The organism is Mesorhizobium sp. CA5, from assembly GCF_020165105.1.
In the GTDB taxonomy this organism is placed as follows: Bacteria; Pseudomonadota; Alphaproteobacteria; order Rhizobiales; family Rhizobiaceae; genus Mesorhizobium.
In genome coordinates this window covers 1-12,581 of sequence record NZ_JAIUHJ010000042.1, presented here as the reverse complement: position 1 = coordinate 12,581, position 12,581 = coordinate 1, and the positions used below count along the sequence as shown (strand labels likewise).

Sequence of the window (12,581 nt, the reverse complement as noted above, 5' to 3'; positions counted from 1 at the left end):
GGTCTCCTTCCCACTTCAACCATACACCAGAACCAACACACAGGATTCTAGGGTCTGCGCGCGTCGCTTCGCTCCTTACTCCGCCCTAGAATGACGACCTCAAACGCGTTCCGGCTAATCTGCAAGTCATCATCCCGCGCTAATTGGCCCGTCATAACGGGCGCGGGGCCTGATCGGCCTGTTGCTGGTCACCTGTTCGACAGCATGCGCCGTCCAGCCGACGCTGCGGCCGAGCGCGAACAGGCGGAACGGCGCATCGGCCGGCAGGCTGAGGCTGCGCGTCATCGCGGCCAGCGCAAAATCGATATTCGGATGCAGCCCGGTCGCGGCGAGCACGGCGTCGCGAAGATGTACGATCCCGTCATCGATCTCCAGGTCGGGCAGCAGTGCTTGCGCGCGCGGATCGCCCTCCGGGTAAAGCGGGTGGCCGAAGCTTGGCAGCGGCCGGTCATGAGCGAGCCAGCGTGCAATCGCCTCGTCCGGACCCAGCCGCCCGGCATCCTCGACAAGCGTGATCGCCGCCGCGCCGGCGCCGCCGTGGCGCGGGCCGGTCAGCGTCGCAAGGCCTGCGAGCAGGCAGGCGGCGATCGGCGCGCCGGTGGAGGCCGCGACGCGGGCGGCGAAGGTCGAGGTGTTGAGCTCGTGATCGGCCAAAAGCACCAGCGCCTTGCGGATGAGATCGGCGCCGGCGGCTTCCACCGACCAGCCCTGCGCCAGCCTGATATGCACGGGTTCGGAGCCCGGCGACGCGCCGAGCGCGGTTGCCAGCGCGCTGGTCGCGGCGGCGCCGTCCTGCTGCAGCATCGCCGGCCTGCGTCCGAGCGAGGACCAGCCTCCGGCGGCGAGCGCCGAAAGCCTGGCGAAGGCGGTGGGCGTGCCGCTTTGCCGGGCGGCCGAAGGGGTCAGCGAGGCGAACGATACCGGACGGGCGGAAGCCCATAGCAGTTCGGCGGTCTCCTCGAGCGTCGCCGTCGCCGAAAGCTCCACCGCGTCCCTGCCGCGATAGATGAGACGACCATGCAGCACCGTGGAGATTGACGTGGGAATCGCCGGCTCGCCCCAGGCGATCGCGCTTTCGGCGATTGCCTGCGGGCTCCTTCCGCGGTCGCGGCGCGTGGCGAGCGCGGCGATGTCGTCGGCGCGGTACCGGCTGCGGCGCGGGTCTGCTTCGTCCGGCTTCATGCCGATGCGGCCGCGGCTGACATACGCATAAAGCGTCTGCGGACGGACGTTGAGCCGCTCCAGCGCCTCATCTCGCGTCAGCCATTCCGTCATTCGACACCTTACATTGATTATCTTGATCAAGATTGATGCATTGATTGCGCAGCATTAATTGTCATGCACCAAAGGTCAAGGAGACGGTCATGGCAAATGGGCTCGATGATGTTGTGGCGGCAGACACGGTGCTTTCCGATGTCGATGGTGCGGGTGGGCACCTCACCATCCGAGGCCATTCGCTGATGGAACTGGCCGGCCGCCGGCGCTACGCGCAGGTGGTGCGTCTGCTGTTCGAGGGCTTCTTCGACGACCTTCCGAGCGATGCCGAACTGGAGGAGGCGATCGGCAAGGCTCGGGTGGAAGTGTTCGATCGCGTCCAGCCGATGCTTGCCCAGCTTGCGCCGCTCGACGTCTACAGCGGCATGCGCGCCGGCATGGCCGTCCTGCCGGACGGCGACAGGCTTGCCGATGCGCTGCGGCTGGTCGCGGCGCCTGCGGTGCTGACGCCGGCCTTGCTGCGCCTTGGCCGGGGTAAGACGCCTATTGCTCCCGACGAAAAAGCCGATCATGCCGGCGACATGCTGCGCATGCTTTCCGGCTCCGCCTCGCCCGCGCTTACCAAGGCGCTCGACAGCTATCTGGTGACGGTCTGCGACCACGGGCTCAACGCCTCGACCTTCGCGACCCGCGTGGTGGCCTCGACCCAGGCCGGACTGACCTCGGCGATCCTGGCTGGGCTCGGCGCGCTGAAAGGTCCGCTGCATGGCGGCGCGCCGGGGCCGGTGATCGAGATGCTGGACGCCATCAAGGCCAGCGGCGACGCCACGGCATGGCTGCGCAACGAGATCGCCCATGGCCAGCGCATCATGGGTTTCGGCCATCGCATCTACCGCGTGCGCGACCCGCGAGCCGATGCGCTGAAGACGGTCGTGCGGCAGCTCGGTTCGCGCAACAAGACGAGCAGCAAGGAGATGGGTAGCAGGTTGGCCTTCGCCGAAACCGTGGAGCAGGCGGCGCTCGAGGTGCTCAGCATCGCCAAGCCGCAGCGCTCGATCCAGACCAATGTCGAATTCTACACAGCGCTCCTCCTGGAAGCGGTCGGCTTCCCGAAGGAGGCCTTCTCCAACGTGTTCGCCGCCGGCCGCGTTGCCGGCTGGATTGCGCACGCGCGCGAGCAGCAGGCGACCGGGCGGCTCATCCGGCCACAGTCGCATTATGTCGGGCCGGTGCCCGATCTCGTGGCTTGAGAGGTTCGGTTCCTCGCCCCACCTCGGCTACGGCATGCACACCTTTCCAAGCGGCTGGCCTTTGGCGATAGCGTGCATGGCAGCTTGGCGCATGCCTTGTCTTATGCAGCGCTGGTCGACCCCCACTCCGTCTCGGCTTCGCCGAGCCACCTCTCCCCCGATCGACGGGGTAGAGGAAAGGCGCCAAGCTTTTTGCCGTCAACGCCCGTCCAGCAAGGCTCCCTTCCTTTCCCTCCGGAGGGGGGAAAGGTGGCGCTGCGAAGCAGCGACGGATTGGGGGAACCACGTGGCAATCAAGCCTCGGCCTGATCAGTCACGACAGTCTCAGCATGCCGTGGCCGTAGCCCACTCCCGGGGGCGAGGAAAGAGCTCACTCGTGGCCGAAATTTCATCCGATCACGCTTGTGTGTTCGTGTTCTTGCCTTGGTCCGCCCCTATATGCTGCACTGCAACATAAGCTGACTGCGCCGTCTCCGTGCAAAATGAGGCAGCGGTAGGCCGGCGCATCGAGACAAGGAACGCCATGGCGAAGAACGGCAAGGCGGAGGAAAAGAAGAAGATCAACATCGCCCTCCAGGGCGGCGGTTCGCATGGCGCCTTTTCCTGGGGCGTGCTCGACCAGCTGCTGGAGGACGGGCGGCTGGAGATCGCGGCGGTGTCCGGCACCAGTGCCGGCGCCATGAACGCGGTGGCGCTGGCCGACGGCTTTGTCCGGGGCGGCGTGGAAGGCGCGCGCAAGAAGCTCGAGGACTTCTGGCGGGCGGTGGCCTCGAAGGGCCGTTTCAGCCCGGTGCAGCGCATGCCGTGGGACGTGGTCTGGGGCAATTGGTCGATCGAGAACACGCCCGGCTATGTCTTCTTCGACACGATGTCGCGGGTGTTCTCGCCCTATGTCGCCAATCCGCTCGGCCTCAACCCGCTGCGCGATGTGGTGGCGAAGGAGATCGACTTCGACAACGTGCGCGGCTGCAAGTCGATTGAGCTGTTCATCTCGGCGACCAATGTCGAGACCGGACAGCTGCGCGTCTTCTCCGACGGCGAGATCGACCTCGACACGGTGATGGCTTCGGCCTGCCTGCCGCAATTGTTCCGCGCCGTCGAAATCAAAGGCGTGCCCTATTGGGACGGCGGCTATGGCGGCAATCCGGCGCTCTATCCGTTCTTCAAGACGGCGGCGACCGAGGACGTGCTTCTGGTGCAGATCAATCCGGTGGTGCGCGAAGGCACGCCGAAGAGCGCCAATGAGATCCAGAACCGCATCGACGAGATCACCTTCAATGCCGGGCTGCTGCGCGAATTCCGCTCGATCGCCTTCGTCAAGGAGTTGATCGCGGCCGGACGCCTGCCGCATGGCGAATATCGCGACATCCGCATGCACCGCATCGACGCCGACGAGGCTTTCAAGGACCTCTCCGCGTCGTCCAAGGTCAACGCCGAATGGGCTTTCATCGCCTATCTGCGCGACCTCGGCCGCAGCGCCGCCAGCGACTGGCTGGAAGAGAATTACGACGCCGTCGGCAGCCAAGCGACGCTCGACCTGTCGGGCGAGCTCGACGACGGCTTCAGGCCGATGCGCGGCCCGGCACCCGGGCGTCGAGTCAAGGAGTTCCTGGCAGCGCACATTAAGCCAGAATCCGCGCGCCGCCGCGCCTGATGTCTTCCATACCTGTCAGCAAGTCCGCTCCGGCTGTCAGCATCTTCCCCAGCGGAACCGGGGCAATGCTGGATTCGGTTGTCGGGGCGATATAGCTTACCTGAACGTAAAGGGGAGGTCGCGATGCTGCAAACCAGACAAAACGCTCTCGGGGTCAGGTTTGAAGCGCAGTGCAGGGCCTTCGAGAAGGAGCCGTTCCCGACGCTGGACGTGCGCAAGGATCGGCTGAAGCGCCTGCTGGCGCTCACTGAAAAGCACGAGGCCGAGATCTGCGCGGCGATCGACAGCGATTTTTCCGCCCGCTCGGCTCAGGAGACGCGGCTTGCCGAACTGTTCGTCGTGCGCGCCGGCATCAGGCATGCGCTGTCGCATCTCGGCGCCTGGATGCGCGAGCGCCGCGTCGCCACCAGCCTGCCCTTCCTGCCCGGCCGCAACCGCCTCTTGCCGCAGCCGCTCGGCGTCGTCGGCATCGTCTCGCCCTGGAACTATCCTTTCCAGCTCGCCATCGCGCCGGCGACCGCCGCTCTGGCCGCCGGCAACCGCGTGCTGATCAAGCCTTCGGAGCTGACGCCGAAATTTTCGGACCTGCTCGCCAGCCTGGTCGAAAAATATTTCGCCGCCGACGAGGTCAGCGTGATGGTCGGCGACGCGGAGGTCGGCAAGGCGTTCGTGTCCTTGCCGTTCGACCACCTCCTGTTCACGGGCTCGACCGCCGTCGGCCGCCAGGTGGCACTGGCTGCCGCTGCCAATCTGACGCCGGTGACGCTCGAGCTCGGCGGCAAGTCGCCGGCGATCTTCGATCCCTCCTGCGATCTCGACGCGGCGGTCGCCAGCGTGGCCTATGGCAAATTGCTCAATGCCGGCCAGACTTGCATCGCCCCCGACTATCTGATGGTCCCGCAAGGCCAGGGCGCGGCGGTCGCGGCCAAGTTCGCGGCGGCAATCGCAAAGCTCTATCCGCGCCTCGGCGACAATCCCGACTATACGGCGATCGTCAGCGAGCGGCATCATCGGCGGCTGAGCGATATGATCGCCGAGGCGCGCGACGCCGGTGCCGACATCATCGAGGTCAATCCTGCGAACGAGAAGCTCGGCATCAGCGACCGCAAGATGGCGCCCGTGCTGGTGCGCAATGCCGGCGAGACTCTGCGGCTGATGCGCGAGGAGATTTTCGGACCGGTGCTGCCGATCGTCGAATATGGCAGCGTGGACGAGGCTATCGATCATGTGAACCGGGGCGAGCGTCCACTGGCGCTTTACTGGTTCGGCAGCGACAGCGCCAATCGCCGCAGGGTCATGCGCGAAACCGTGGCCGGCGGCGTTACGGTCAATGACTGCATGATGCATCTGGCGCAGGAGCGGCAGCCCTTCGGCGGCGTCGGCGACAGCGGCATGGGCGCCTATCACGGCGAGTGGGGTTTTCGCACCTTCAGCAAGGAAAAGCCGATCTTCATCCAGTCGAAGCTCAGCGCCGGCGGCCTGCTGCGCCCGCCCTATGGCAAGACATTCGAGCGTCTTTTCCGGCTGCTGAAGCTCATCACTTGACAGCTTCAGCCCGGGAATGGCGGGGACGGAACCGCGGTCAACGCGGATGATCGGCGCTTCAGAGGGGAGCTTTCCGCATCATCCTGACGGCTGCTGCCAGTAACGTTAGGGAAGCCATGGAAAACTATTGGCGCGCCGGAAAAAAGCGCAGCCGTCTGGCAGAAAAGCTTGGATTTGTCGAGGAACCACGTTCCACTTCGCAATGCTTCCGCAACTTTTCCGACTATATTGCGCCGCAACTTTCAGGTAGAAGCTGCGCTTCGCCGATCACGGCAAATTGAACTAGGCCCCGCGCACACCCATATCGGCCGCGCGCCCGAAGTCGGAAGCGCCGACCTCGCCAGGTCCTGCAACGGAAAAATGACGATGCCGAAAATCAGGTTTCACAAGCTTGCTGCCATTGTCGTGCTCATCGGATTCGCGGCCTGGATGGGCACGGGTGAGTTTTCGTCCGTCGGTAGCGCCGCCGACAAGTCGGTTACCACCGACAAGTCGGCCGCCACGGACAAGCACGCCGACGCCGGCAAGCCCGCTCAGCCGGAGGCCACCAAGCAGGACGCCGCGCAAGCCGAGCCCAAGGCTGCGTTGCGCACGGTCGCGGTGGTGACGCCGCCGCGCAAGACCTATGCGCGCGCCATCCGCATCTCCGGCCTGACCGAGGCCGACAAGCGGGCCGTGCTGGCGACGCGCGTCGCCGGCGTCATCGAGAAGTTGCCGGTCAAGCAGGGCGACCGCGTCAAGACCGGCGACCTCGTGCTGATGCTCGCGGCCGAGGAGAAGATCTCCAACGTCGACAATGCCAAGCAATTGCTGGCGCAGCGCAAAGCCGAGCTCGATGCCGCCGAGCGGCTGGCCAAGACCGGCAATCTGCCGAAGCTGCAGCTCGATACCGCCCGCTCCAACCTGACGCTGGCGCAATCGCAGCTGGACACCGCGCAGGCGGAGCTCGACCGCAACGAGGTCAAGGCGCCATTCGACGGCGTCATCGACCGCATCCCGGTGGAGCTCGGCAGCTCGGTGATGCAGGGCGGCGAGGTGGCGACAGTCCTGAAGCTCGATCCGGTCATCGCCCGCGGCGAGATCAGCGAGCGCGACCTGCGCTACGTCAAGATCGGCGACGAGGCCGATGTCCGCCTCGTCAACGACCAGAAGGTCACCGGCACCGTGCGCTACATCAGCCGCGATGCCTCGGCGCAGACCCGCACCTTCCGCGTCGAGGTGGCGATACCCAATCCCGACGGCTCCATCCCCGCCGGCATGACGGCCGAGATCGCGCTCAGCGCCGAGCCGACCAACGCGGTCATGCTGCCGCGTTCGGTGGTGACGCTCGGCGACAAGGGCGACCTCGGCATTCGCGCCGTCGGCAAGGACGACAAGGTGGCGTTCTTTCCGATCGACCTGGTCGACGACACGCCGCACGGCCTGGTGCTGGGCGGCATTCCGCAAGATGCGCGCATCATCGTCGCCGGCCAGGAGCTGGTGAAGGAGGGCGATCCGGTGAAGCCCGTCGAGGCCGACCAGGCGACCATCAACAAGCTGATTGGCGAAGCCACCGCCGGCACGCAGTAAAGCAGGACGCGTCCGTCGCCGGCCCAATCCGGCGATGGCAGTCCGCAGCCCCCGAAGCATAACAGGCCGAAGTCATGGATATCGTCAGACTCGCCATCAACAACGCTCGCCTCACCATATCGGCGCTGCTGTTTCTGGTCGTTGCGGGCTGGGTCGCCTACCAGTCCACGCCGAAGGAAGCAGAGCCCGACGTTCCGATTCCGATGATGTATGTCAGCCTGATCTATCAGGGCATCTCACCGGAGGATTCCGAGCGCCTGCTGCTCAGGCCGATGGAAAGCAAGCTCAAGAGCCTCAAGGGGCTCAAAGAGATGCGCTCAGCCGCCTTCCAGGGCGGCGGCTATGTGCTGGTCGAATTCCAGCCGCAGACGGATCTCGCGACAGCGCTGCAGGACACGCGCAGCAAGGTGCAGGACGCCAAGGCCGACCTGCCGCAGGCCGCCGAGGAGCCGACCGTCAACGAGGTCAACGTCTCTGAATTCCCGGTTCTGGTCGTCACGCTTTCCGGCGATGTGCCGGAGCGCGTGCTGACGTCGGCCGCGCGCGAGCTGCGCGACCGCATCGAGGAGGTGCCCGGCGTGCTCGAAGGCTCGCTGCAGGGCGCTCGCGACGACCTTGTCGAGGTTGTCGTCGATCCGGTGAAGCTTTCCTCCTACGGACTGCAGCTCGACCAGGTGATCCAGGGCGTCGCCTCCTCCAACAGCCTGGTCGCGGCCGGCAATCTCGAAGGCTCGGAAGGCAAATACGCGGTCAAGGTGCCGTCGCTGATCGAGACGCCCGAGGATGTCGCGAACCTGCCGGTGGTCGCCACGCGGAACGCCGTGGTCCAGGCCAAGGACATCGCGACCATACGCTCGACCTTCAAGGACGCCGAGACGGTCACTCGCCTCAACGGCAAGCCTGCGATCGCCATCGAAGTCAAGAAGCGCATAGGCGCCAACCTGATCGACACGTTGAACCATGTGAGGGAAGTGTCGGACACCTTTATCAAGACCATGCCCGAGGGCATGCATGTCACCTACACGCAGGACAAGTCGGTCTTCGTCAACCAGCTGCTGGGCGACCTGCAGAACCATGTGATGATCGCCGTCATCCTGGTGTTCATCGTCATCCTTTATGCGCTGTCGGGGCGGGCCTCGCTGCTCATCGGGCTTGCCATCCCGTCATCGTTCCTGATGGGCATCCTGCTGCTTGCCATGATGGGCTACACGATCAACATGATCGTGCTGTTCAGCCTGATCCTGGCCGTCGGCATGCTGGTGGATGACGCCATCATCGTCACCGAATTCGCGGAACGGCGCATGAGCGAGGGCATGCCGAAGGCGGATGCCTTCGCGCTGGCAGCCAAGCGCATGGCCGGCCCGGTCATCGCGGCGACGATGACGCGCATCGCCGCCTTCTCGCCGCTGCTGTTCTGGCCGGGCATCATCGGCGACTTCATGAAATATATGCCGATCACGCTGATCGTGACGCTGTCGGCCTCGATGCTCTACGCGCTGGTCTTCGCGCCGACTTTGGGCGCGATCTTCGCCAAGGCGCCGGAGCATCACGAGGAAGGCAACCGCGACGGCTGGTACATGGCGGTGGTCAAGCAGGCGGTGCGCTTCCCGATCACGGTGATCCTGCTCACCGTCGGACTTCTGGTCGGCGTCGGCTTCGCCTATTCGAAATATGGCGCCGGCGTCGAGTTCTTCCCCAGCGTCGAGCCGGATTACGGCCTGCTCTATGTGCATGCCCGCGGCAATCTTTCGCTGGCCGAAATGGACGCCGCGACGAAGACGGCGGAGAACCGTCTGCTCGGCTGGCCCGGCGTGAAGTCGGTCTATACCCGCGTCGGCAAGACGCAAGGCGGCGGCCAGGACATTCCGGAAGACGTGGTCGGCGTCATCCAGTACGAGTTCGTCGATTGGCGCGAGCGCAAGTCTGCCAACCAGATCCTCGACGACCTGCGCGGCGTGATGGCCGGCATTCCCGGCGTCGATGTCGAAGTGCGCGTGCCGGAAGCCGGCCCGCCGACCGGCAAGCCGATCCAGATCAGGCTTTCGGCCGTCGACCCGGCCGGGCTCGACGATAAGGCGCGCGCGGTCGCGGCACGCATCGCCAAGATCCCCAATGTCATCGACATTTCGGACGGCCTGCCGCCGCCCGGCGTCGATTGGGCGATCGAGGTCGACCGCGCCAAGGCGGCGCAATACGGCATCAGCCCGACTTCGGTCGGCACGGTGGTGCAACTGGTGACCAACGGCCTCAAGCTGTCGGAATACCGGCCGGCCGGTGCCGACGATGCGGTCGACATCCGGCTCCGCCTGCCCGAGGATCGGCGCACGCTGTCGACGCTCGACGAGCTCAGGGTGCAGACCTCGCAAGGGTCGGTGCCGATCTCGAACTTCGTCGTGCGCAAGCCGGAGCCGACCGTCGGTATCCTGAACCGCATCGACGGCGCGCGCACCGTGGTCGTGCAGGCCAATGTCAGCGCCGGCGCGCAGGTCGCGGCGGTGCAGGAGCAGGTGACCAAGGCCGTCAGCGATATGGATCTCGGCAGCGGCATTCGCTGGAAGCTCGCCGGCTCCAACGAAGACAGCGCGGAAGCCAGCGCCTTCCTCGGCAAGGCCTTTGGCGCGGCGATCTTCCTGATCTTCCTGGTGCTGCTTGCGCAGTTCAACAAATTCACCAGCGTGTGGCTCGTCCTGTCCTGCGTGGTCATGGCGACGATCGGCGTGTTCCTCGGATTGCTTCTGACAGGCGAGGCCTTTGGCATCGTCATGTCGGGCATCGGGGTCATCGCGCTGGCCGGTGTGGTGGTGAACAACAACATCGTGCTCATCGACACTTACGACCGGTTGCGCGAGGAAGGCTGGGACAAGATGGACGCGGTGCTGCAGACCTGCCGCGAGCGCGCCCGTCCGGTGGTGCTGACGGCGGTCTCGGCCATCCTCGGCGTGCTGCCGATCGCCTTCGGGCTCGGTCTCGAAATCTTCCATCACGAGACGACGATCAACGCGCCGTCGACGCAATGGTGGATCTCGCTGTCCTCGGCGATCGTCTTCGGCCTGTCCTTCGCCACGCTGCTGACGCTGGTGGTGACGCCCTCGATGCTGATGGTGTTCACGCGCGCCAAGGTGAAGCCCGGCCAGCGCCGCGGCTGGTTCAGCCGCCTGTTGCGGCGCGGCAAAGGCAAAGTCATGACCGACGAGCCGCCCAGCGAGACGGGCGCGGGGCCGGCGGAGGCCTTCCCGAAAGCTGCGGAATAGAGCGTTTCACAACCCCAAGGAAAAAAGCCGCCCGGGAACAACCGGGCGGCTTTTTGCATTGTTCCCTCGAAGTTCAACCAGACGGCGAGGGTTTTTCATGACGATCGGCACAATTCTCGTAATTATCCTTATCCTGATCCTGATCGGCGCGGTGCCGGCCTGGCCGCATTCGCGCTCCTGGGGCTACGGGCCGTCGGGGATCGTTGGCGTCATCCTGGTCGTGCTGTTGATACTCTTGTTGATGGGCAGGATCTGATCCTTCAATGAGTTGCGGCCGGGCTTTGGCCCGGCCGGTTCGTTTCCCGTGCTCTGCATTGATCATGCGGCGAGACGCGACGGCTCACGATGACGATATCCCACACATCGGCATCGGCCAGGAGCCGTTGGCCGATGCCGATGCGGACCTCCAAAAGCTCTTGCCCGAAGTGCCTTTGCCGAACCTACCGGTCTGGCTCGCCATGCATCGGGACGTGCGCACCAGCATGCGCATCCGCCGCGTGGCGGATTTCCTGCATGAGGAACTGAAGCGCTATTCGGCCGGTATGGGCTCGGGCGCGAATTCGGCCCGGTGAGCGAGGCCGGCCATCAAGAGCACGACGACCAGCAGCGCGGACAGCGCAACGAAGATCGGGCCGAAGCTCGAATGCTCGGCGACGAAGCCGATTGCCGACGGCGCCACCAATATGCCGGAATAGCCCATGGTGGTGACGACGCTCATGCCGGTGCCGGACGACATGCCTTCCTGATTGCCGCCGGCCGAAAAGATGATCGGCACCATGTTGGCGATGCCGAAGCCGCAGAAAGCAAAGGCGGCTATGGCAAGGTAAGGCGACGGCGAGAGGCCGGCGACCAGCATGCCGGCGGCGGCGACCAGCGCGGAGCCGCGCAAGGTCGACACCGCGCCGAAGCGGTTGCGCACGCCGTCGCCCAGGAAACGCATCAGCGCCATGACCCCGGAGAAGGCGGCATAGGCCAGCCCGGCGACCGCGAGATCGGCGCTCAGTTCCTGGTGCAGGAAGAGCGCCGCCCAGTCGAGCACCGCGCCTTCCGAGATCATGGTGAGCAGCGCCATCAGCCCGACCAGATAGACGGCCATGTGCCGCGGCAGCGTGAACTTCTGGTGCTCGACCGCCTGCGGCCGGCCCTCGGCGATGAGATAACGAACGGCAAACGCGATGACGGCAAAGGCGATCACCGTCACCGCGACGGCATGGGCAAGATAGCCGTAATTCTGGATCGAGTAGCCGCCGAGCGCGCCGCCGGCGAAGCCGCCGAGGCTCCAGAAGCCGTGCGACGACGACATGATCGCGCGCGAAAGCCGCCTTTCCACCACGACGGCATTCGAGTTCATCGCGACATCCATGCCGCCGATTGAGCCGCCGAAGACGAGCATGGCAATCGCCGCCAGCGGAACGTTAGGGGCGAGCGCCACGATCAGCAGGCCGAAGCTGCCGCAGACACCGAACCAGCGCGTCACGCTGCGCGAGCCGTGCCGGGAGATCAGATGGCCGCACCAGGTCATGGCGATGACCGCGCCGACGCCGAACAGCAGGATCAGCAGGCCGAGGGTGAATCGCGTGATGTCGAGTCGAGTAAGAAACACCGGGATCTGCGGCGCCCAGCTGCCGGTCAAGAAACCATTGGCGAGGAAAATACCGGCGACGGCCCAGCGGCCGCGCGCCGCGGCCTGCATCGTGGTTTGCACGCTCATCGTCTGAAATCCGCCATGCAAAGGATTCGCGCGGCAAATTAGATCGATTCAATTCGTAGTCAAGGACCGCAGCGGGGAAGTGCTTGGACCAAGGGCGCGATCGGGGGTCGGCGTCGTTCGCGGCAGGCTGCTGCTTTGACTATTGCTGCGACGCCTCTCCGTTCGTCATCCACGGGCGGAGCAAGGAGCGAAGCGACGCGCGTAGACCCGAGGATCCATTCCGTGCCTTAGGAGCGTTGCAGCGGTGCAGAAGGTTCCCGAGCGGCGCCGTTGCGATGATATTTTGGACGGCGGCATTCTTCGGCAGTCGTCACGGAATGGCAACTGTGTTCACGCGAATGCGGTTTTGTCGCGAATGATAGCGTTGAGGACGACCAGGAGCTTCC

9 protein-coding genes and 1 pseudogene are annotated in these 12,581 nt (G+C 65.3%); 8 read left to right on the top strand and 2 right to left on the bottom strand.

Annotated features, from left to right (window positions below; genetic code table 11):
• Positions 1–129 precede the first annotated feature (129 nt).
• On the bottom strand, positions 130–1,275 hold the full coding sequence (locus LB529_RS28860; protein WP_224712969.1) for a citrate synthase family protein: 1,146 nt from the start codon (positions 1,273–1,275) through the stop codon (positions 130–132).
• 89 nt (positions 1,276–1,364) lie between these two features.
• Between LB529_RS28860 and LB529_RS28855 the strand changes: the two genes are divergently transcribed.
• The 8 genes and pseudogenes from LB529_RS28855 to LB529_RS28820 all read left to right on the top strand — a co-directional run.
• Complete coding sequence (locus tag LB529_RS28855; protein WP_224712968.1) at positions 1,365–2,465, top strand: citrate synthase/methylcitrate synthase; 1,101 nt, start codon at positions 1,365–1,367, stop codon at positions 2,463–2,465.
• A 523-nt stretch (positions 2,466–2,988) separates the two neighbouring features.
• Positions 2,989–4,119 (top strand): patatin-like phospholipase family protein, encoded by a 1,131-nt coding sequence (locus tag LB529_RS28850; protein WP_224712967.1) that lies wholly within the window; start codon positions 2,989–2,991, stop codon positions 4,117–4,119.
• Positions 4,120–4,242: 123 nt separating this feature from the next.
• Positions 4,243–5,664 carry a coniferyl aldehyde dehydrogenase gene (locus LB529_RS28845; RefSeq protein WP_224602235.1) on the top strand — a complete coding sequence of 474 codons (1,422 nt, stop codon included), beginning with the start codon at positions 4,243–4,245 and terminating at the stop codon, positions 5,662–5,664.
• 116 nt (positions 5,665–5,780) lie between these two features.
• Complete coding sequence (locus tag LB529_RS28840) at positions 5,781–5,945, top strand: hypothetical protein (RefSeq protein ID WP_224712966.1); 165 nt, start codon at positions 5,781–5,783, stop codon at positions 5,943–5,945.
• 85 nt (positions 5,946–6,030) lie between these two features.
• On the top strand, positions 6,031–7,233 hold the full coding sequence (locus LB529_RS28835) for an efflux RND transporter periplasmic adaptor subunit (RefSeq protein WP_224602237.1): 1,203 nt from the start codon (positions 6,031–6,033) through the stop codon (positions 7,231–7,233).
• A 74-nt stretch (positions 7,234–7,307) separates the two neighbouring features.
• Positions 7,308–10,484: an efflux RND transporter permease subunit gene (locus LB529_RS28830; RefSeq protein ID WP_224602238.1), complete on the top strand. Its 3,177-nt coding sequence runs from the start codon at positions 7,308–7,310 to the stop codon at positions 10,482–10,484.
• Positions 10,485–10,581: 97 nt separating this feature from the next.
• Positions 10,582–10,740: a DUF3309 family protein gene (locus LB529_RS28825; RefSeq protein ID WP_040991775.1), complete on the top strand. Its 159-nt coding sequence runs from the start codon at positions 10,582–10,584 to the stop codon at positions 10,738–10,740.
• A gap of 106 nt (positions 10,741–10,846) precedes the next feature.
• Positions 10,847–11,056 (top strand): annotated as a pseudogene (locus LB529_RS28820) (LysR family transcriptional regulator); the annotation flags it as partial.
• On the opposite strand, the gene LB529_RS28815 reads toward LB529_RS28820, so the two are convergent.
• On the bottom strand, positions 11,014–12,195 hold the full coding sequence (locus LB529_RS28815) for an MFS transporter (protein ID WP_224602239.1): 1,182 nt from the start codon (positions 12,193–12,195) through the stop codon (positions 11,014–11,016). The pseudogene LB529_RS28820 and the gene LB529_RS28815 sit on opposite strands and share 43 nt — an antisense overlap.
• Positions 12,196–12,581 lie beyond the last annotated feature (386 nt).

Bases quoted from the DNA above. Each gene is read 5' to 3' on its own strand.
- LB529_RS28860 (WP_224712969.1), bottom strand. From the start codon at position 1,275: ATGACGGAATGGCTGACGCGAGATGAGGCGCTGGAGCGGCTCAACGTC.
- LB529_RS28855 (WP_224712968.1), top strand. From the start codon at position 1,365: ATGGCAAATGGGCTCGATGATGTTGTGGCGGCAGACACGGTGCTTTCC.
- LB529_RS28850 (WP_224712967.1), top strand. From the start codon at position 2,989: ATGGCGAAGAACGGCAAGGCGGAGGAAAAGAAGAAGATCAACATCGCC.
- LB529_RS28845 (WP_224602235.1), top strand. From the start codon at position 4,243: ATGCTGCAAACCAGACAAAACGCTCTCGGGGTCAGGTTTGAAGCGCAG.
- LB529_RS28840 (WP_224712966.1), top strand. From the start codon at position 5,781: ATGGAAAACTATTGGCGCGCCGGAAAAAAGCGCAGCCGTCTGGCAGAA.
- LB529_RS28835 (WP_224602237.1), top strand. From the start codon at position 6,031: ATGCCGAAAATCAGGTTTCACAAGCTTGCTGCCATTGTCGTGCTCATC.
- LB529_RS28830 (WP_224602238.1), top strand. From the start codon at position 7,308: ATGGATATCGTCAGACTCGCCATCAACAACGCTCGCCTCACCATATCG.
- LB529_RS28825 (WP_040991775.1), top strand. From the start codon at position 10,582: ATGACGATCGGCACAATTCTCGTAATTATCCTTATCCTGATCCTGATC.
- LB529_RS28815 (WP_224602239.1), bottom strand. From the start codon at position 12,195: ATGAGCGTGCAAACCACGATGCAGGCCGCGGCGCGCGGCCGCTGGGCC.